Source organism: Falsochrobactrum ovis (genome assembly GCF_003259955.1).
GTDB lineage: Bacteria > Pseudomonadota > Alphaproteobacteria > Rhizobiales > Rhizobiaceae > Brucella > Brucella ovis_A.
In genome coordinates this window covers 30,913-51,354 of sequence record NZ_QLMK01000005.1, presented here as the reverse complement: position 1 = coordinate 51,354, position 20,442 = coordinate 30,913, and the positions used below count along the sequence as shown (strand labels likewise).

Genomic DNA, 20,442 nt, shown 5'->3' with positions numbered 1-20,442 from the left:
TGATTTTCCGGCGGCGCTAATGATGATGAGGCTAATGCACAATTTCTCAGATTAGAAGATTTGAAAAAACTTTGTGTAGGTCAATGAGTTGAGTACGTCGCCCGGCTTCAGTCGGTGCCTGACGTCCTGACAAAGATGCGGCGGTACAATGCGGAATAACCACACACTTTCCTTACCTAACATTCTGACCTATGGACGGATTTTAGCCGTACCACTTGTCGTTTTATGTTTTTTTGTGGAGGGACGTCTGCAATCAAGCGATTTTGCCCGTTGGACCGCTCTGGGTATATTCATCGTGGCAAGTATTACCGATTTTTTTGATGGTTATCTCGCACGAATTTGGAAACAAACCTCAACTATTGGCCGCATGCTCGATCCAATCGCTGATAAATTGCTGGTTTCCGCCTGTCTTTTATTATTAGCGGGCGATGGTACTATTGCGGGATGGACTTTGTGGGCTGCTATTATCATCCTCTGCCGCGAAATTCTTGTTTCGGGATTGCGGGAATATCTCGCAGAACTCAAAGTAAGTGTTCCTGTCTCACGGCTAGCTAAGTGGAAAACCACTGCCCAGATGGTCGCGCTAGCCTTCCTGCTCGCTGGGCCTGCGGGAGATAAAATCCTGCCCTATACGACTGAATACGGCATTATCCTGCTTTGGATTTCTGCAATTCTGACACTCTATACCGGCTGGGACTATTTCCGGGCTGGCCTCAAACACGTGATGGATTAGTTTCGTGAGCGTAAAAATTTTCTATTTTGCCTGGGTGCGCGAGAAAATTGGTCTGGACTACGAGGAGTTTCAGCTCCCATCACCCCAAATAACCATTGCGGACTTAATCTCATCGTTAAAAAGCCGTGGGGCCCCGTATCAAGACGCGCTTGAGCACGAAACCGTAATCAGGGCCGCCATTAATCAAGAACATGCCGACCACGACCAAATGATTAAAGATGGCGACGAAATTGCGCTCTTTCCACCGATGACCGGAGGATGAAATGAGCCTCTTAGAGAATTGCCCAATGCTGATTAGCGTATGCAGCGCAGATTTTGACACGGCTGCGGAGATTCGCCGGCTCAGTGAACACAATAAAAATATTGGAGCGGTCGTGAGTTTCACGGGTCTATGCCGAGATGAAAATGGTAGGCTGTCCGCTTTGGAGCTCGAACATTATCCGGGAATGGCTGAAGCTGAGATGAAGCGTATTGCGCGAACTGCTGCTGAGCGTTGGGCTTTGTCGGGCCTTTCGATCATCCATCGATATGGCTTGATCAAGCCCGGCGAAAATATCGTTCTTGTGTTGACTGCATCTGCCCATCGAAAAGATGCTTTTGAAGCGGCATCCTTTTTAATGGACTATCTGAAAACCGATGCGCCCTTCTGGAAACGGGAGCATTTTGCAGATGGTCGGCAGGGTGATTGGATAGCGGCGAGCACAGAGGACCAACAAAGGCGACAACGTTGGCAGATAAGCTAAAGTGAAGCACAGTTTATTATTATAGTTTTCTGCTTTAATTGTGAATTAACCATTTAACCCCCTAGAATAAGAGAGAAATACGCGCTCAGCTAATGAGCCGCCATAATTTTCACATGAAGCTTGGGTTTAGCTCAGTGAAGAATCAGGAACGGGAGTTTTCGAAAACTTTAATGCTCAAGGGACTAAGCACATCGCTGTCGATCACGGTAGCTCTCATAGTCGGCATTAGCATGCTTGGCGGTGCGGCTTTTTTTGTCACGACCTCTATGCCAACTGCCAGCGTCGCTGCTGAAAAGACGGTTAGTGGTGAGGTTCGATATCGCGAACGCATCGCACTGCCGCCCGAAGCTTCCCTGACAGTACAGTTAAGCGATATTACCGATCCGAATGTGCCGATTAAAACTGTGGCAGAAACGCGTATTGATGAAGCGCAAGGATCACCTATTCCCTTTGCTATTCATTTTGATTCCAGCCAGTTTAAGCTGGGGCATAGTTACGCATTACAGGCGCGAATTGCTGCTGGAGATACACTTTGGTTTGTGAATGAAAAGCCCATTGAAGTTGATATGCAGAACTCACCGACATCGGCCAATATCGATCTGGTGATGGTTCGCAAAAATATGGATGAGGTAGGGTCGGCTGGCATTGAAGGTAAAGACTGGCTTGCTGAAGCCATTCTCGGGTCCGAGATAAGCCCAAATGCGCATGCTACTCTGACTGTAAGCGATGATGGTGCGGCGAGTGGCTCTGCAGGCTGTAACCGGTTTTTTGGTCGAATAGCGATTGATGGAACTAATCTTTCCTTTTCTGAAATCGGCTCGACTTATATGCAGTGCCCGCCTGCCCTTATGCAGCAAGAGCGCAAATTCATCGACGCTTTGAACAAAACCCGTTCCTACAGAGTCGAAACCGGCAAGCTTTTTCTTATTGATGAACAAGGCAATGACTTGGCGAGTTTTTCGCAGAGCCTATAAAATAAACTGAAATGAATTTAAGTGCAGTCATAAAAAAGCCGGCGATGCCGGCTTTTTCTATTAGCGAATGCTTTGGCAAATTAGCCGACGATTTCGGTGCCGGAGAACCAGTAAGCAATTTCTTCTGCCGCGGTTTCGGGAGCGTCAGAGCCATGAACCGAGTTTTCGCCGATGGACAAGGCAAATTCCTTGCGGATGGTGCCTTCAGCAGCATCGGCCGGGTTGGTTGCGCCCATGATTTCACGGTTCTTGGCGATTGCGTTTTCGCCTTCGAGTACCTGAACAACGGTTGGGCCGGAAGACATGAATTCTACCAGTTCGCCGAAGAAAGGACGCTCTTTATGTACTGCGTAAAAGCCTTCAGCTTCACGACGGCTCATCCAGACGCGCTTTGATGCTACGACGCGCAGGCCAGCCTCTTCGAGCTTGGCAGTGATCGCACCCGTGAGATTGCGACGGGTTGCATCGGGCTTAATCATGGAGAAAGTACGTTCAATGGCCATTATGACACCTTGTTGAGTGGGAATTGATGAAGTGGTCGCTCTATACCGTTGATAGGTGCAATTGCCAAGGGGCAGCCCTCTTGTTCTACGTTTCATAGACATTGTAATCGCTGCTTGAGGACATCCATATTAGTTTCATAAATAGTGGGTCATAATTAGCGGGCATTGTGCGGAGACATTCTGCTTTGAAACAATATTTTGAGATGATGGCCCATTACAATCAATGGGCCAATGAGCAGCTTTATGCAGTGGCGGCAGACTTAAGCGATAGAGATTATCGGCTGAATCTGGGTTTGTTTTTTGGCTCTATCCATCGGACTTTCAATCACCTATTGGTGACTGACCGGATTTGGATGAAGCGTCTCAGCGGTGTCGGAGCGCATCCGGATAGGCTTGATGCGGTGATTACCGATAGCTTTATTGAGCTTCGCGATTTACGTCGGGCGGAGGACGAACGAATTTGCAATTTCATAGCATCACTTGATTCAAAAAGAATTGCTGGTCGGTTTACTTATATAAGCGTCACGGATTTGCGGACGATCAGCCAGCGACTGGCTCCGGCATTAGCCCATTTATTTAATCATCAGACCCATCATCGTGGACAAATCCATGCAGGGCTGACCCGTTTGGGAGTGGATGCACCCTCCCTTGATCTTATTTATTTTCAGCGTACAGAAAGCGGTCGGCGCTTCGCTTGAGGCTTGCGCTAACTTCTCAATACGTGCAAAAGCCAGACCATGCTGATACTTGATGATATATCCGTTCGCATTGCAGGGCGCCTGCTCATCGACCACGCCAGCATTACGCTGCCAGCCGGTTCCAAGACCGGCTTTGTTGGACGAAATGGAACCGGAAAATCGACGCTTTTCCGCGTGATAACTGGCGAGCTTGCGCCAGAAACCGGCAACATTTTTCTTCCCAGCCACACGCGGATCGGTCAGGTGGCGCAGGAAGCGCCCGGCACAGAAGAATCTCTGATTGAGATCGTTCTGAAAGCCGACAAAGAACGCACTGCACTTCTGGCCGAAGCAGAACAGGCAACCGATCCGCATCGTATCGCAGAAATACATACGCGGTTAGCGGATATTGATGCACATTCTGCAGAAGCGCGCGCTGGCGCGATCCTCTCTGGACTTGGCTTTAGCGCTGAAGCACAGCACAAACCGGCATCGGCTTTTTCTGGTGGCTGGAGAATGCGTGTGGCCTTGGCGGCCGTGCTTTTTGCGCAGCCAGACCTTCTCCTTTTGGATGAGCCGACCAACTATCTCGATTTGGAAGGCGTCTTGTGGCTGGTGGATTATGTCAGGCGATATCCCCATACGGTGATTATCATCAGCCATGATCGGGATCTGCTTAATTCGGCGACCTCTTCGATCATGCATCTTGACCAAAGGAAAATAACATTCTGGCGGGGGAATTATGATCAATTCGAGCGTCAACGCCATGAGATGATTGAGCTTCAGCAAAAAGCTCATACGAAACAAGAAGCCCACCGCAAGCATGTGGAAGCCTTTGTCGAGCGCTTCCGTGCCAAAGCCACCAAAGCGCGACAAGCACAGTCGCGTCTTAAAGCGCTGGAAAAGCTAAAACCCATCGAACTTTATGTTGAAAGCCACGTGCAACCTTTCCGCTTTCCTGATGCGGAAAAGAAAGCGGCCTCCCCTATCATCGCCCTTGATCACGCAGATGTGGGCTATATAGCTGGCGAGCCGGTTTTGCGTAATCTGACCTTGCGGATCGATAATGATGACAGAATTGCTCTGTTGGGTTCTAACGGTAATGGTAAATCGACACTGGCAAAGCTTATTGCTGGTCGCTTGAAGCCCGAAAAAGGCACACTCACGCTTTCACCTAATTTGAAGGTGGCATTCTTTGCACAACATCAGCTTGATGATCTGATGCCAGAAGAAAATGCCATCGAACATGTGCGCAAACTTATGCCTACTGAGCCAGAGGCAAAAGTGCGCGCTCGCGTCGCCCAAATGGGGCTTTCCACCGAGAAAATGCTCACACCTGCCAAAGATCTTTCAGGTGGCGAGAAGGCACGGCTTCTGATGGGGCTTGCAACATTTCACGGACCTAATCTGCTTATTCTGGACGAGCCGACCAACCATCTGGATATTGATAGTCGTGAAGAGTTGATCCACGCGCTCAACGAATTTAACGGCGCTGTTATTCTGATCGCGCATGACCGTCATCTGATAGAAGCAACTATGGAACGGCTTTGGCTGGTGCGCCAGGGCGGCGTCGGCCCGTTTGAAGGCGATCTGGATGATTATCGGCAGATCGTGCTTGCAGATGCCAAGGGCGAGCCGGTTGCTGTTCGCGACGAAAGCCCTAAACTGAATAAGGCAGAACAGCGAAAGCTTGCGGCTCAAAAGCGTGAAGCGCTCGCCCCATTACAGAAAAAGATCAAAGAATCCGAACAGTTAATCCAGAAGCTGCAGAAACAGATTCAAGGTTTTGAAGGCCAGTTGGAAGATCCGGCGCTTTATGAAAAAGACCCGCAAAAAGCGATCCGCATCAATAAGGAGTTGAGCGAAGCGCGCTCAAGCCTTGCGAATTTAGAAGAACAATGGCTGGAATTGTCCACGGAATATGAAGAAGCAATGGCCGATTAATCGGCCATTCTCCGCATGAAAGATCAGTTATTGTAGTATAGAATACGCTTCATATCATCTTCTGAATAAAGATCGATAAAATCGACAGGCAACAGGCCATAATAGCAAGGACTAACCGGAGCTTGCTCAATATAATTCATAAATTTGTTTTTAGTATATTGTGCTATATCCTTGATCGATGACGTTAAGTCAATCGGATCATGAGCGTTGAAGCTATTCAGATAATACTGATCCTCATGATTATTATGATAAGAAGCCGCGTCATTGAGCAGGGTTTCAATCAGGTTCCATTTTTTGGCGTGATCATCTTGCTCATCGTCATCTTGAATTTTCAAATCATCCCAGCGGATGCCCGGCAGCGGCTTGACGTTTGAAACAACTGTTATCTTACCTCGGGCTTCTCCCAATCTTCCGGGAGAGATGCGCGTATCAACAAAAAGCATCGAGGTTTGATAATGTCCGTATTTTCCATTGAATATACTCATAAATTCCGGATCAGACGCAGAAGATTGTTCTTGCTTGATGCGCATAAAAATCGTCTCGCTCGGATTATCGCTCAAAAAGCCAAGACATTCCTGCATCACATCATCAAAGCTTTGCCTTTCATCAATGATGCTGTGATGCATCTCAAATGAGCCGTTTTTTACATAACAGCGAATATCAAGATAGCGTGCTCCAAGTTTTAACTGCTCGGTCAAGCGGAGCGTCTGACATTTTCCGATGCCGACAATTTCGTGTATCGCACAAGAATCATGAGTTCCCATGATCGTCATTTGCGAAAGTGCTCGGTTGGAGTCGACAGCTGACATCCAGCTCGACAGCGGTGTGTTTAATGAAATCTGAGCGTGATTAGTCATCAATAAATCCATCAGCTGAAAAGGTTCAAGGCTGGACAGATTATCGACAGGCAGTCACTCACGGTACTGCTATAATTTGCACTTATCTTCGATCAACTGCGAGCACTCAATGCTTGGCTTCGGGGCGTCGACGACGCAATCTGGTGCGCATCAGCGCATAGACACCCATAACACCCATTATCAGGCCAATGGTTGTTATGGTTTCGTCCGCCTCTTCCGCACCCCGACGCAGAACCAGCTCGGCTTTGGATAGTCGCAGACCATCAATATCGCCTTTGACTGTGCGGAAAGAATAATTTCCCTTAATGACCGGATCTATATCTCCGGCACTCTGTCGCAAGACATCTCCATTCTGTGGGCGATCCACATTCATTGAACTGCTTTTGGCTACAAAATCGAGCCGCTCAGAAAGAACGGGGAAACCATCGCGACTTACGGCAAGTCTGATTACAGAGCGGCGTTCAACGGGCACATATCCTGGCAGCGGTGTTGCGTCGACAAATATTCTGACCGGACCATCGCTTTCTTGCAGCAGGACCTCTTTTGTAATGAAACCGCTGGCCGGATTTTCAAGTATCACCCATCGTCCGATCTCGCTTCCGGTAAAATGGCGCATATACCATGGGTAGCCCAGAGCAAGGCTGAAGCCCGCAATAATCATAGCGACAAAAATTGCACGCATCAGGCTTTTCTCTCCCAGCGACGATCCGGGGTGTGTTGCCAATAGGTTAGCTCGTGGCTCTCGGCTTTAAATGTCTTCCACTGCGCGCGCGCCTTATCGAGCTGCTCTTGATCGTGGCCATCAAACATAATCACCAGCCGTTCATAGTCGCCTGCATGATCAAGCTCCGCTCCCTCAACAAGAAAGCGAACCGTTGCCCCGTTGGGGTTCATTTGGCTCGTGGTAAGCAGCACTGGTTGATGCTCCGGATGCGGCTCTTTGTCGGTGCCATGGGCAACAAAGGATGTATCTGAAAAGGTCCAAAGCAGAACATCCAGCGCATCGCGACGCTCTTCGCTGACGGTCTGAATGGCAACCCGCCATCCGCGCGAAAGCGATCGATCCACGAGCCTGGGCAAAGCTTCGTCAAGGGTGGATTCCGTCAAATGGTAAAAGAGGATTTCAGCCATGCGGTATCCGTACAGGATAAAGCAGAGTGAAGAAAGTGATTCACCTCTTCACTCCACCTTCTTGATCTTTAATCGGTATCAGTTTTCAAAATGATCACGAACCAACCGATCCAACAGCCGCACCCCATAGCCCGAAGCCCAGCTTTGATTATATTCATTAGTAGGCGACCCCATTGCGGTACCGGCCACATCCAGATGCGCCCAAGGCGTTTCTCCGACAAAGCGTTTAAGGAATTGTGCCGCGGTGATCGCGCCGGCATAGCGACCTGAGCTGTTTTTCATGTCGGCGAATTTCGAATCAATCATCTTGTCATAGGTCTTGCCCAACGGCATGCGCCAGACTTTCTCACCAGTGGAGATACCGGCATCATAAAGCTGATCGGCCAGTTCATCATCATTGGAAAACAGCCCAGCATGATCTGTGCCTAAGGCAACCATAATCGCACCCGTCAGAGTAGCAAGATTGATGATGAAGCGCGGTTTGAAACGATCATTGGTATAATAAAGCGCATCGGCCAGCACTAGGCGGCCTTCGGCATCGGTATTTATAACTTCAATCGTCTGGCCTGACATGGATTTAACAATATCGCCCGGACGCTGCGCATTTCCATCAGGCATATTTTCAACAAGGCCGATAACTCCAATCGCGTTGACTTTCGCCTTGCGGCTTGCCAATGCGCGCATAAGTCCGGTTACTGCAGCAGCACCGCCCATATCGCCTTTCATTTCCTCCATACCGGAAGCAGGTTTAATGGAAATGCCGCCTGTGTCGAAGACTACGCCTTTGCCAACAAATGCAACTGGCTGTTCTTTGCTCTTAGCACCTTGCCACTGCATGACAACCAAGCGTGGCGGCCTAACTGAGCCTTGTGCCACGCCAAGCAGCGCGCCCATGCCAAGCTTTTTCATCTCTTTTTCGCCGAGAACTTCGACCTTCACGCCCAGTTTTTCGAGCTTTTCGGCTTCGTTCGCAAATTCTACCGGCCCAAGAATATTAGCTGGTTCATTCACTAGGTCCCGCGCCTTGCGCACCCCATCAGCTACGGCTTCCGCTACCGTAAACGCAGCTTTCGCACTTGCGACATCCGCGACGCAAATATTGATTTTAGCCGAAGCTTTCGGTTCTTCCTTCTCTTCATCTTTACGCGTTTTGTAGCGGTTGAATTCATAAGAACGCAGAAGCGCACCTAGGGCTACATCAGCTGCTTCATCGCCGGCGATCGTGGTTTCGGGAAGAGCTAGAGTAATGGTTGCGCGATCAGATTTTCCGATGCGTGAAAAAGCCGCGCCGCCAATTTTTAGCCAATCATCATTTCCAAGCTTAGCCGGGTCACCTACCCCTACGAGTACGATTTTCTCTATCCCGTCGCTTGAGGCTTCGATGGCCTCGGCCGTTTTTCCCAATGTGCCAGTGAACCCTGAAATTTCGCAAATCCGAGAGATCTTCTGCGCGCCGCCGACCGCCTGGGCCGCTTCTTCAGAAAAATTTCCTCCCTTGGCGACCAAAACGATGCTCACACCACGTTGCGGTGCTGAAAATTCGGCAAAGGAAACGGAAGGACGTTTAGACATATCAACTCCAAGTTGGTCGAGTGGCAGGAAACACGGTTGTGTCGCAATTTATTATTCAGGGGAATATGGCAAAACCGCAAAGATAGCGCATCATCTAAATCAAGTTTTGGTCAACTTCGGCTTATCGGCTACAAAAACTGTTGCATCAGTGGATGCGTATCTTTTAACAACTGGCACAAGCGAAAATTATTTCATAAACTGTTAACCAAGTTTATTGGGTTAATTTTAGCCAAAAACAATTAGTATACGCCTTATCTAATACGCATTCATTTATCAGGGTAGGCTCCGTCAACGAATCGGGATGTAAACTCCACCTATGAAACTAATTGAGTTATACATCCTCCGCCGTGTGGCGGTAATGTTCTTCGCGGTACTGGGTGCCGCTGTTGGCATTACCTGGACGGTGCAGGTCTTACAGCGCATCAATTTTCTCACCACAAGCGGACAGTCGTTTCAAACCATTGTCCAGTTCAGCTCGTTGCTGATTCCGTCAGCCATTCCGCTGGTGATGCCGTTCGCGCTCATCATAGCGATTACGCAAACGCTATCGACAATGAATCAGGATTCGGAACTGGTGGTCATCAATGCTTCCGGAGCGCCACGCAGCGCTGTGATGAAGCCAATCCTTCTGCTTGCTGCCGCGATTTCGGTTGTTTCCTTTCTGGTTGCCAATTATGTCGACCCATATGCGCGCTTGAACATGAGAGCTATGATAGCCAATGCAAGTGCGGATCTGCTCAATGTCGTCGTTCAGGAAGGTAGCTTTCACAAGCTTGCCGATAATCTTTATATTCAAATTGCCGAACGTGAGGCCGATGGCAGTATCGGTGGGTTGTTCATTGCTGATTCTCGTGATCCACAGCTTGATCTAATTTATTACGCGGCTGAAGGAGCTATTGCGAGCACACCTGCAGGGGATATGCTCCTCATGCAGGAAGGAGAAGTGCAACGGCGCGATGTTTCCGACAACACCGTTTCCATCATAAAATTCGATTCCTACGCGTTTGATCTCAGCCAGTTCACCTCGGCTGGTGATTCGATGGTTATTTATGCCAAGGATCGACCACTGTCCTATTTGCTCAATCCCGATCCCAATGATCCGATTCTGCAAACCCGACCGTTGCGTTACAAGGCGGAGCTCCATCGGCGGTTGACGGAATGGCTTTATCCGATTGTTTTCGCAATGATAGCCTTGGCCTTGGCAGGAGATTCGCGCTCACATCGCGAAGCACGTATATCGGCTTCGTTCTCCGCTATCAGCACGGCCCTATTGGTTTATTGGGCAGGGTATTTTTCATCTGATCGAGCGGATCGGGACCAGACTTTCATGGTAATAATGTATTTGGTTCCGCTCGGAGTAATCCTGATAACGGGCTTTACACTTGCGACGGGCCGGAGGATCGGCTTACCTGACAAATGGAACGATCGGGCGCTCGAAAGTTTTGACCGACTGAAACTCAGTTTATCGAATCTTCACAGACGCCTGCTCAAGCGTTCGCATAAGGATGCAGGAGGTCGCGCATGATCGGATGGACTCTCAGTCGCTATTTTTTTATGCGCTATGTGCAGATCACATTTTATTTTCTGCTCGGCATTTTCGCATTGGCGCTGCTGCTCGATTTTACAGAGAATGCCAGTAAGCTTGCCAACCTGCCCGGCTATTCCGTGTGGGCGGCGCTGGGTATTTCCGCTATCCGCGTCCCTTTCATCATGCAGCAAATGATTCCTTTTGTGGCGCTTTTTTCCGCAATGGCCACGCTCATTTCGCTTAATCGGAGATATGAGTTGGTTGTTGCGCGATCTGTCGGGGTATCGGCGTGGCAGTTTCTGTTACCCGCATGTTTTGGCGCGTTTTTATTCGGCTTGGCAACGATTTTCATCCTCAATCCATTAGCAGCTTATGGGTTTGCTAAGGCTGAGGAAATCTCTTCATTTTGGAAGAATGGGAATGTAACCAGCGTTTCCGCTTTACGTGATCCGTGGATTCGGCAAAAAACCGATGAAGGCGAAACAATTATTGGTGCGAAAAGCATCCTCGATAATGGGACAACCTTATCGGATGTAACCTTCATTGAGTTTGATGAGGGCAAGAATATTCGTCAGCGCTATGACGCACGTATTGCCAAGCTCAAAACCGGGCATTGGGAACTTAGCGATGTCACGCGATTCGCGCGCGGGGAAGAGCCAACGCATATCGAAACTCTAAATATCGCTACGCAGCTGCGTCCGGAATATGTGGAAGAAAAACTGGCTTCCCCCGATACTATCCCCTTCACACAGCTGCGAGAAAAGATAAAAGTTGCGCGTTCGTTTGGTTATTCTGCCAATGCATTTGATATGCAATACCAATCACTTCTCGCACTTCCGGCCTTATTAATGGCAATGACACTCATTGCCGCAACAGTTTCATTAAAATTTGTCCGCTTCGGACAATCAGGAACGATGATTCTGGGTGGCGTTATTGCTGGCTTCATGCTTTATGTCGTCTCAGTGCTGGTTAAGGCATTCGGGAATGCGGGATTCGTTCCGCCGTTCGTGGCTGCCTGGGTACCGGTGGTCATTGCAACGTTCTTTGGTGTCTCCTTTTTGTTGCATAAGGAGGATGGTTAGTGGGTATGAGTAAAGCCCGCATAGTGCTACCTAATTCGCTCGCCCGCCTTGCTCGCGGAACGGCTTTGGTATGCGCATTTGCTGGTCCTTTTGTTTCTGTCGCAGTTTTACCTTCTCCAGCTTTGGCGCAGGATGCGCTTTCCGCTAACTATCAGAGCGACCCAAACGCGCGTATGCTTTTGCAGGCGGATGAGCTGGTTTATGATCGTGATCAAAATCTGGTCACTGCTCAGGGTGCCGTGCGTATTGAATATGACGGCAACCGGCTGGTTGCCGATCAGGTAACTTACAATCAGCAAACACGCCGCATGACTGCGAGCGGTAATGTCGAAATTGTCGAACGCGATGGCAACCGCATCTATTCTGATCATCTCGACGTAACAGATAGTTTCCGCGATGGTTTTATTAATGGCCTTCGTGTTGAGACCACTGACAATACCCGCTTTGCCGCAGAGAGCGCCGAACGCAGCAATGGCGAGATCACAACCTTTAACAATGGTATCTATACAGCCTGCGAAGCGTGTGAAAAAAATCCAGACAAACCTGTCCTCTGGCAGATCAAGGCTCGTAAAATCATCTGGAACAGCACGACGAAAACCGTTCGTTTTGAACGGGGCCGTTTTGAGCTGTTTGGGATGCCGCTGGCTTATTTCCCGGCTTTTGAGATGGCTGATCCTACCGTCAAGCGCAAAAGTGGTTTCCTGTTTCCCGGCTTCGGCTATAAAGACGATCTTGGCTTTGGAATTAAGAATTCTTATTTCTGGGCGCTGGCGCCTAATTATGACGTCACCCTTTCCACAACGGCTTACACTAAGCAGGGTTTTCTGACGGAAGCAGAGTGGCGCCATCGGCTGGAGAGCGGCACTTATAATTTCAGAATTGCCGGCATTCATCAGAATAAGCCGGATGAATTTGACCTAGGGACCATTGACCGCGAAGAAAAGAATCGCGGGATGGTCGCGTCTAAGGGTGATTTCGCAATCAATTCGCGTTGGCGCTATGGCTGGGACGTGATGGCTCAAACCGATCGCAATTTCAGCCGTACTTATGACATCGAAGGCTATAGCAATCAGACACAGGTCTCTAAGATTTATCTAAGAGGAATTGCCAACCGCAATTACTTTGATCTCAACTTCTATCGGTTCAACGTGCAGGAATCTTCCCTGCCTAACAACCCCAACGAGACCTACACCAAGCAACCATGGGTTTTTCCAAGCCTTGATTATTCCTATACCGCGCCCGAACCGGTCTATGGCGGCGAGCTGAATTTCACGACCAATCTTCAGGCGCTTTATCGGAAGAATGCAGACCACACGCCGGAAAAAGTCCGCGTTCGGGATGCAAGTGGAAACTGGAAAGAAATAACGAACCCTTATCCACGTGTCCCAGGTTTTAACGGTACCAATGTTCGGCTTACCACTGAGGCCGAATGGAAGCGGACCTATATCACGCCGGCTGGGCTGGTGATCACGCCATTATTAGCGCTGCGCGGCGATGCCATCAGTGCAGACACCAATTTTAATCCAGTTCTGGCAGGTTTTGCGGCCGATGCAGTGCGCAAAGAGGCTTTTCGTGGCATGGCAACTGCGGGTTTAGAGCTTCGCTGGCCCGTCCTGTTTTCGACCACGAGTTCGACCCATATTCTCGAGCCAGTTGCGCAAATCTTTGTGCGCAATAACGAACCTTATGCAGGCGATCTTCCAAATGAAGATGCGCAAAGTTTCGTATTTGATGCGACCAATCTGTTTTCACGCGACAAATTCTCCGGTTATGACCGCGTTGAAGGCGGTACCCGTGCGAATCTCGGCCTTCGTTATTCAGGCAGCTTCGACAATAGCGATTGGACACTTTATGCGCTCGGTGGACAGTCCTTCCAGCTTGGCGGGCTAAACTCGTTCAGCACCAGTGATTTTGTCAATGTCGGTATTGAGTCGGGACTGCAGGATGCCCGGTCAGATTATGTGGCAATGGTTGGCACATCCAATTCAACCGGCTTTTCATTCGCTGCGCGTGGACGTTTCGACAAGGATGAGCTTGATATCAAGCGCGGCGAAATGGAAGCCCAGCAAAGCTGGAAACGCCTCACCCTATCAGCGCGCTATGCCTATATCGCCCCACAGCCCGCTTATGGTTATAGTGAGTTAAGGCAAGAAGTATCTGGAACCGCCCGAGCGCGTATCAACGCCAATTGGAGCATATTCGGTTCAAGTACTTATGACTTGGTCTCCGATACTTTGGTGCGTGCGTCATCCGGGCTTTCCTATGACGATGAGTGCTTCACCTATTCGATGGTTTATGCCCAGACGCGCAATCCACGTAACGATAAAACAACGCACACTGTCGGCTTTAATATATCGTTCCGTACTCTTGGTGATATAGGCAGCGGAAATCAGACCTTCTAAAGCTAAAAAACGAGGGGTTTGCGTCATCGTATACTCCTCGTAAATAGCGAAGGGTCATTGTTTCGCCGCACTGCCTACACTATACAGTATCTTAAATGGGTGAATTTTTTCGCCGGCTGGTAAATTGGCAGGATAATTGGCTCATCCAGATACGGACCGACGAGGCTCCGCCTTGCCTATCTTAAGGAACCGGGAAAACACGATGAAGTTTGCAAGACCTCTTTTCGCCTCCATATTAGGCGCTGCGGTGTGTTTAACGGCGCTGGGTACAGCTGTGAGCGTCAACCCGGCTGTTGCGGCCAGCGGTGGAACCGAGATTAAAATCATTGTTTCTGGTAATGCGATTACTTCCGGTGACATTGCGCGTCGGGTCGCATTTCTCAAGCTTCAGCGCCGCGGCGGCAATCTCAACCAAATAGCCCGCGAAGAGCTCACTGAGGAAATGCTCAAGCGTGTGGAAATGAAAACCCGCGGCATCAATGTTTCTGATCAAGAAGTCGATCAGGCTTATGCAGGTTTTGCGACACGCAACAATATGAGCGTAGCCCAGCTTAACCAGTTGATGAATCAAGCCGGGATTACACCACAGCATTTCAAGAATTATATTATGGTTCAAATGGGTTGGGGCCGCCTTATCAGCGCACGTTTCCAATCTACCGGTATGATTAGCGAACAAGAAGCTGTCCAACGCATGCTCAAAGATGGTGGTAAGAAACCGGTTGCCACCGAATATCATCTGCAGCAGGTAATCTTTGTTGTTCCTTCTACAAAACGTTCGCCAGCCACATTGGCAAAGCGCAAGCAGGAAGCCAATGCTTTACGCTCGCGTATTCAGAGCTGCAACACAACGCGCCAACAGGCAAAGGGCATTATTGATGTGACTGTGCGTGACCTTGGGCGCATACTTGAACAACAATTGCCGCAAGAATGGGCGAAGCAGGTCAAAGCTACCAAAGTGAATGGCTCTACACCTCCGCAAGAAACGGAAAAAGGCGTAGAATTTCTTACTCTATGCAGTACACGCCAGGTTTCTGATGACCGTGTAGCGCAACTGGTCTTTTCAATGGAAGGTACAGAATCGCCCGGAGGTCAGGAAAAGAAAGCCGAAGAAATGAGCAAAACCTATCTCAAGGAACTTCGTGAGAGAGCGACGATCATCAATCGTTGATCCGTTTGCCATTCCTTGCCCTCACTTTGATCACATAATTTAACGGGCGTTACCCCCATTTTCTGACAGTGAGAAATCATATGAGTGCTCAGCCTGTCCAGCCGCTCGCGGTTAGCATTGGCGACCCCTCCGGAGTGGGACCAGACATTGCACTTCAAGCATGGCTGAAGCGTGAAGCTCTGGCTTTGCCGCCCTTCTTTCTAATCGCGGATCCAGCACAGCTTGCGCAACGGGCAGAACGACTTGGATTAGAAGTGCCAATCGAAGTAATTGCTTCACCCTCACAAGCCGTTGAAAAATTTGCTCATTATCTGCCGGTTCTTGCTCTTTCAGCCGCACATAAAGAGAGCCCCGGCGTGCCACTCGCAGAAAATGCTGAAGGTACAATTGAAGCAATAGAACGCGCAGTGTTCCTGACGTTGAGCGGTGAGGCCAGTGGGGTTGTCACCTGCCCTATTGCAAAAAAGCCGCTTTATGATGCAGGCTTTAACCATCCCGGGCATACAGAATTTCTAGCTGAATTAGCAAGCCGTCATGTGGGGCGGGGTGTAACTCCTGTTATGATGCTTGCCGGACCGCAATTACGCGCAGTTCCGGTTACTATTCATATTCCGCTGGCTGAAGTCCCATCTGCTCTTTCAACATCGGGCATAGTTGAGGTCGCCCGTATCACAGCCAAGGATTTAAGCGCTCGCTTCGGTATAAAAGCCCCTCGCCTTGCCATATCCGGTCTAAATCCACATGCTGGCGAAGGTGGCGCGATGGGCAAAGAAGATGACACTATCATCCGACCAGCAATCAAAGAGCTGCAAAGTGAGGGCGTGAATGCCTGGGGCCCTCTGCCCGCTGATACAATGTTTCACGCGGCGGCACGTAAAGCCTATGACGTCGCCATATGCATGTATCATGATCAGGCATTAATTCCTGCGAAAGCGCTGGCATTTGACGAAACGGTGAATGTGACACTGGGCCTTCCCTTTATCCGCACTTCCCCCGACCATGGGACGGCATTCGACATCGCTGGCAAAGCCATTGCACGAGAAGACAGTTTGGTAGCAGCAATCAAGCTGGCGCGCGAGCTTGCACAGAATGAAATGGGGCAGCTCGTATGAGTATCGACAGTCTCCCTCCGCTGCGAGAGGTGATGCAGCGTCACGATCTCATGCCGAAGAAATCTTTGGGGCAGAACTTTCTGTTTGATCTCAATCTGACATCTAAAATTGCGCGACAAGCAGGCAATCTGCAAGATCAGCCCGTAATAGAAGTTGGCCCCGGCCCCGGTGGACTTACCCGTGCTTTGCTGGCCCAAGGTGCAATAGTGACTGCAATCGAGCGAGATGATCGCTGCCTGGGGGCCCTTGCAGAAATTGAGGCTCATTATCCCGGTCGGTTGCGCATTATTGCAGGGGATGCGTTGGAGCAGGATTTTACCAAGCTTTTCCCAGATGGTCAGAAACCAAAAATTGTAGCAAATCTGCCCTATAATGTAGGGACACAATTGCTGTTAAATTGGCTGCTTTGCGAGCCTTGGCCGCCATTTTATGAATCCATGACATTGATGTTTCAGCGTGAAGTCGCAGAACGGATCGTCGCGCAGCCTAATGGCCATCATTATGGCAGACTGGGTGTTCTTTCTGGATGGCGGACCGAAGCCAGAATTGCGTTTGATGTGCCGCCACAAGCTTTCACACCACCGCCCAAGGTTATGTCATCAGTGGTTCACATCGTGCCGCGTGAGAATCCCCTACCCTGTCGCGCTGCACGTCTGGGACAGATCACCCAGGCCGCTTTCGGGCAACGTCGTAAAATGTTACGCCAAAGCTTGAAATCAATCGGCGGAGCGGAGCTTCTCGAAAAAACTGGCATTGACGGCACAAGACGCGCAGAGGCACTCAGCGTTGAGGAATTCATCGCTTTGGCCAATGCCTGATCTCGCATTCTAAAAGGTAACCTATTTTTCGGCGGCCTGTGCGCGGCGATTTTCCATGATCATTGTCCATGTATAAAGCGCAAGCCCTGTCCATATCAGGATAAAGGCGATGAGTTGCACCCAGGAAAAAGGCTCTCCGAAAATAAAGATAGCAAAGAAGAACAGCATTGTCGGTGTCATATATTGCATCAATCCGAGCGTAGTATAACGTAAGAGCTTGGCGCCCGCCGCATAAAGGATCAAAGGTATTGCTGTAAAAGGCCCGGCGAGTATCAGCATTGATATGTCAAATGCCGTGCCAGAGAAAAAATGCTCATTACCTTTTGAAATCAGCCATATAATATAGCCAAGGGCTGGGATAGTGAGCAAAATTACTTCCAAAGTGAAGCCCTGCAATGCGGACATGGGCAGGGATTTTCGGAAAAAACCGTAAAGGCCGAATGTAGTCGCCAATATCAACGAGATCCAAGGCAAGCCGCCGCTATTTATCGACAAAATAGCCACTGCCGCGGCAGCAAAGCCGATCGCAACATATTGTATTTTGCTCAATCGTTCTGAAAGAAAAAGTGCCGCCAGCACAACATTTACCAATGGGGTAATATAATAGCCCAGTGCGGCCTCGCTTAACTGGTTGTGAGCGACCGCCCAAACATAGGTCGACCAGTTAACCGAGATCAGCGTTGCGGTCAAAGCAGCCATGGCCAGAAGCCGCGGGTTTGTGAGCGCACTTATGATGGTTTTAAATTGGCCGAGCAAAACCGCCAGTATAAGCGCTACCGGCACGGACCATACAATTCGGTGCGCGACAACCTCAACGGCTGGTATATGCGATAGCAATTTGAGATAAAACGGGAGCGCTCCCCAAAGTCCATAGGCAGCCAGAGCCATCAAAAAGCCCTGTGCCCCGTCCGAAAGCCTTCCTTCGGACAAGGTTTGCTTGGTCATTATCAGCTCCGTTTAACACAGCTCTCAAGCTGTCACCCATGTTCGATTAGATGCTATGCCCCAATGAATAACAAAATCTATTCAATTTAACTGATCTAAAGTTCAATTGATGTGATCGTGTTTATTCAGCTGCGACGACACCGGCGAGAGATCGATTTTTCAAAAGCTTATAGTTGATAGAGTCCATCAGGGCTTGGAATGAAGCATCAATGATATTGTCAGACACACCAACCGTGCGCCATCTGGCCCCAGTCGCGTCTCCCGATTCGATTAGAACCCGGGTGATTGCTGCAGTACCGCCATTCAAAATGCGGACCTTGAAATCGACCAACTCCAGATCTTTGATTTCTTCCTGATAACGTCCGAGGTCTTTGCGAAGTGCAATATCCAATGCGTTGACCGGTCCGTGACCTTCCGCAACGGACATATGCATCTGTCCATCAACTTCAACTTTAACGACCGCTTCTGAAACGGTCTTCAACACTCCATTGACGTCAAAACGGCGCTCGACCAAACAGCGGAAAGAATCAACTTTGAAAAATTCCGGTTGGGGATGAAGCATATTTCGGGCGAGAAGTTCGAAACTGGCATCTGCGCCTTCATAGGCATAGCCTTCAGCTTCGCGTTCTTTGACCAGCGAAATAAGACTATCGAGGCGCGGATCCTTTTTTGTAACATGAATGCCACGGCGTTCGAGTTCAGCGATAAAATTTGACTTACCGCCTTGATCCGACACCATAACCCGCCGTTGATTGCCCACCGATTCCGGTGGAATATGTTCGTAAGTTTGCGGTTCTTTCAAAAGTGCTGAAGCATGGATTCCAGCTTTCGTAGCAAAGGCCGATGATCCTGCATAGGGCGCCTGTGCCATCGGGGCACGGTTAAGTATATCGTCAAAGGTGCGCGAAATACGGGTGATTGATTGCAGAGCATCGGCGGTCACACCCAGCTCGAAGCGGTCAGACCAATAAGGCTTCAATGCCAATGTCGGAATGAGCGTAACCAGATTTGCATTTCCACAGCGCTCGCCGATTCCGTTAAGCGTTCCTTGAACATGGCGCACTCCGGCATCAATCGCTGCCAGCGAGACTGCTACCGCCTGTTCTGTGTCATTATGGGCATGAATACCTAAATTCTCTCCCGGAACCAGATCCATTACCGCTTTAATGATGTTTTTAACTTCCGAGGGCTGTGTGCCGCCATTTGTATCGCAGAGAATCACCCAGCGCGCTCCGGCATCATAGGCGGCTTTGACGCATGCAAGCGCATATTCCGGATTGCCTTTGTAGCCATCAAAGAAATGCTCACAATCAACGAGCGCCTCACGGCCAGACCCGACAGCAGCTTTCACAGAGGCGGTGATTGAATCGAGATTTTCTTCGTTGGTGCAGCCAAGCGCAAGCTTCACATGGTAATCCCAACTTTTTGCGACGAAGCAGATTGCGTCACTTTCAGCCTGCAACAAAGTCGTAAGGCCCGGATCATTGGATGCGGAGACGCCCGCCCGCTTGGTCATGCCAAAAGCAGCAAACTTCGCATGCGTGGTCTGCCGTTTTTGGAAAAAGGCCGTGTCGGTAGGATTGGCGCCGGGATAACCACCTTCGACATAGTCAACGCCCAATTCCTCAAGAAGCGCGACTATAGATTTTTTGTCTTCGACCGAAAAGTCAACGCCAGGCGTTTGCTGCCCATCCCTTAGCGTGGTGTCATAAATATAGATGCGCTCGCGTGTCATATGTTTGCCTGTCATTGCAATATCGATCATTTTGGCTCGTCGCTGACCTCATGGTCAGGGTGCTGATAGGAGACCATCGTCCTTGCGAATTCGTGACTTTTCTCATCCCGTTCGGTAGGAAAGCCCGGCAGTGCCGTGAGTTCTTCGAGATAAGGGAGCTTCTTTTCAACGCCCCATTGTATGGTTGGCTTTATCGCGGCAAGATCATCGAACGTACCAATCGCCAAAGCGATTTTGTCAGAGACTTCGTAAGTCAGAGGCGTGCCGCATTTTTCGCAGAAACCACGCTTAACATGATTTGACGATTGAAAACGTTGCGGCTCTTTGCGTCGCCAAGTCAGCTTCGCCTTGCCTACGGCAACCAATGGCGCATAGAAATTTCCAAAGGCTTTCTGGCACATGCGACAATGACAGATCGAAGCGTCGCCAAGCTGACCCTCAATGTGAAAGCGCACCGCGCCACATTGGCATCCGCCGGTAAAATGCGGCTTATTATCAAGTGTCATAGCGTCCTCCCA

The 20,442-nt window shown here is 49.6% G+C and carries 20 protein-coding genes; 12 read left to right on the top strand and 8 right to left on the bottom strand.

Features of this window, described 5'->3' with window-relative positions:
- Window positions 1-148 precede the first annotated feature (148 nt).
- From pgsA to C7374_RS08420, 4 genes are all read left to right on the top strand, one after another.
- The gene (gene pgsA, locus C7374_RS08435) at window positions 149-733 is read left to right on the top strand and encodes a CDP-diacylglycerol--glycerol-3-phosphate 3-phosphatidyltransferase (RefSeq protein WP_111575184.1); all 585 of its coding nucleotides are present in this window, start codon (window positions 149-151) and stop codon (window positions 731-733) included.
- A gap of 4 nt (window positions 734-737) precedes the next feature.
- Entirely contained in the window at window positions 738-995 is a 258-nt protein-coding gene (gene moaD, locus C7374_RS08430) for a molybdopterin converting factor subunit 1 (RefSeq protein WP_111575183.1), read from the top strand.
- Between the two features lies 1 nt (window position 996).
- The gene (locus C7374_RS08425) at window positions 997-1,476 is read left to right on the top strand and encodes a molybdenum cofactor biosynthesis protein MoaE (RefSeq protein WP_111575182.1); all 480 of its coding nucleotides are present in this window, start codon (window positions 997-999) and stop codon (window positions 1,474-1,476) included.
- Between the two features lie 170 nt (window positions 1,477-1,646).
- Window positions 1,647-2,450, top strand: a complete 804-nt coding sequence (locus tag C7374_RS08420; RefSeq protein WP_111575181.1) for an META domain-containing protein — start codon at window positions 1,647-1,649, stop codon at window positions 2,448-2,450.
- Window positions 2,451-2,530: 80 nt separating this feature from the next.
- Here the strand turns inward: C7374_RS08420 and ndk are convergent, their stop codons facing one another.
- Window positions 2,531-2,953: a nucleoside-diphosphate kinase gene (gene ndk, locus C7374_RS08415; protein ID WP_111575180.1), complete on the bottom strand. Its 423-nt coding sequence runs from the start codon at window positions 2,951-2,953 to the stop codon at window positions 2,531-2,533.
- A gap of 185 nt (window positions 2,954-3,138) precedes the next feature.
- Here ndk and C7374_RS08410 point away from each other — a divergent pair, with 185 nt between their 5' ends.
- Both C7374_RS08410 and C7374_RS08405 read left to right on the top strand, forming a co-directional pair.
- Window positions 3,139-3,651 (top strand): DinB family protein, encoded by a 513-nt coding sequence (locus C7374_RS08410; protein WP_111575179.1) that lies wholly within the window; start codon window positions 3,139-3,141, stop codon window positions 3,649-3,651.
- A gap of 39 nt (window positions 3,652-3,690) precedes the next feature.
- Window positions 3,691-5,574, top strand: coding sequence for an ABC-F family ATP-binding cassette domain-containing protein (locus C7374_RS08405; RefSeq protein WP_111575178.1), 1,884 nt, complete (start codon window positions 3,691-3,693; stop codon window positions 5,572-5,574).
- A gap of 23 nt (window positions 5,575-5,597) precedes the next feature.
- Here C7374_RS08405 and C7374_RS08400 read toward each other — a convergent pair whose 3' ends face one another.
- The 4 genes from C7374_RS08400 to C7374_RS08385 all read right to left on the bottom strand — a co-directional run bounded on the left by C7374_RS08400 (window position 5,598) and on the right by C7374_RS08385 (window position 9,134).
- Window positions 5,598-6,443 carry a phosphatidylinositol-specific phospholipase C domain-containing protein gene (locus tag C7374_RS08400; RefSeq protein WP_111575177.1) on the bottom strand — a complete coding sequence of 282 codons (846 nt, stop codon included), beginning with the start codon at window positions 6,441-6,443 and terminating at the stop codon, window positions 5,598-5,600.
- A 94-nt stretch (window positions 6,444-6,537) separates the two neighbouring features.
- On the bottom strand, window positions 6,538-7,113 hold the full coding sequence (gene bspB, locus C7374_RS08395; RefSeq protein WP_111575176.1) for a type IV secretion system effector BspB: 576 nt from the start codon (window positions 7,111-7,113) through the stop codon (window positions 6,538-6,540).
- Window positions 7,113-7,562: a DNA polymerase III subunit chi gene (locus C7374_RS08390; RefSeq protein WP_111575175.1), complete on the bottom strand. Its 450-nt coding sequence runs from the start codon at window positions 7,560-7,562 to the stop codon at window positions 7,113-7,115. Before C7374_RS08390 ends, bspB begins: the two co-directional genes overlap by 1 nt.
- A 78-nt stretch (window positions 7,563-7,640) precedes the next feature.
- Window positions 7,641-9,134 carry a leucyl aminopeptidase gene (locus C7374_RS08385; protein WP_111575174.1) on the bottom strand — a complete coding sequence of 498 codons (1,494 nt, stop codon included), beginning with the start codon at window positions 9,132-9,134 and terminating at the stop codon, window positions 7,641-7,643.
- Window positions 9,135-9,450: 316 nt separating this feature from the next.
- On the opposite strand from C7374_RS08385, the gene lptF reads away from it, so the two are divergent.
- The 6 genes from lptF to rsmA all read left to right on the top strand — a co-directional run bounded on the left by lptF (window position 9,451) and on the right by rsmA (window position 17,244).
- Window positions 9,451-10,659, top strand: coding sequence for an LPS export ABC transporter permease LptF (gene lptF, locus C7374_RS08380; RefSeq protein ID WP_111575173.1), 1,209 nt, complete (start codon window positions 9,451-9,453; stop codon window positions 10,657-10,659).
- Window positions 10,656-11,744 carry an LPS export ABC transporter permease LptG gene (gene lptG / locus C7374_RS08375; protein ID WP_111575172.1) on the top strand — a complete coding sequence of 363 codons (1,089 nt, stop codon included), beginning with the start codon at window positions 10,656-10,658 and terminating at the stop codon, window positions 11,742-11,744. Before lptF ends, lptG begins: the two co-directional genes overlap by 4 nt.
- On the top strand, window positions 11,744-14,146 hold the full coding sequence (locus C7374_RS08370) for an LPS-assembly protein LptD (protein WP_210205102.1): 2,403 nt from the start codon (window positions 11,744-11,746) through the stop codon (window positions 14,144-14,146). The genes lptG and C7374_RS08370 overlap by 1 nt, the downstream gene beginning before the upstream one ends.
- Window positions 14,147-14,348: 202 nt before the next feature.
- Entirely contained in the window at window positions 14,349-15,314 is a 966-nt protein-coding gene (locus C7374_RS08365; RefSeq protein WP_111575171.1) for a peptidylprolyl isomerase, read from the top strand.
- An 80-nt stretch (window positions 15,315-15,394) separates the two neighbouring features.
- Window positions 15,395-16,426 carry a 4-hydroxythreonine-4-phosphate dehydrogenase PdxA gene (gene pdxA, locus C7374_RS08360; protein WP_111575170.1) on the top strand — a complete coding sequence of 344 codons (1,032 nt, stop codon included), beginning with the start codon at window positions 15,395-15,397 and terminating at the stop codon, window positions 16,424-16,426.
- Complete coding sequence (rsmA, locus tag C7374_RS08355) at window positions 16,423-17,244, top strand: 16S rRNA (adenine(1518)-N(6)/adenine(1519)-N(6))-dimethyltransferase RsmA (RefSeq protein ID WP_111575169.1); 822 nt, start codon at window positions 16,423-16,425, stop codon at window positions 17,242-17,244. Before pdxA ends, rsmA begins: the two co-directional genes overlap by 4 nt.
- 21 nt (window positions 17,245-17,265) lie before the next feature.
- Here the strand turns inward: rsmA and rarD are convergent, their stop codons facing one another.
- The 3 genes from rarD to C7374_RS08340 all read right to left on the bottom strand — a co-directional run bounded on the left by rarD (window position 17,266) and on the right by C7374_RS08340 (window position 20,430).
- A complete protein-coding gene (gene rarD / locus C7374_RS08350) occupies window positions 17,266-18,189 on the bottom strand; it encodes an EamA family transporter RarD (RefSeq protein WP_111575168.1) in 924 nt (307 codons plus the stop codon).
- A gap of 121 nt (window positions 18,190-18,310) precedes the next feature.
- The gene (cimA, locus tag C7374_RS08345) at window positions 18,311-19,924 is read right to left on the bottom strand and encodes a citramalate synthase (RefSeq protein ID WP_111575319.1); all 1,614 of its coding nucleotides are present in this window, start codon (window positions 19,922-19,924) and stop codon (window positions 18,311-18,313) included.
- 26 nt (window positions 19,925-19,950) lie between these two features.
- Entirely contained in the window at window positions 19,951-20,430 is a 480-nt protein-coding gene (locus C7374_RS08340; protein ID WP_111575167.1) for a GFA family protein, read from the bottom strand.
- Between the last annotated feature and the right edge of the window lie 12 nt (window positions 20,431-20,442).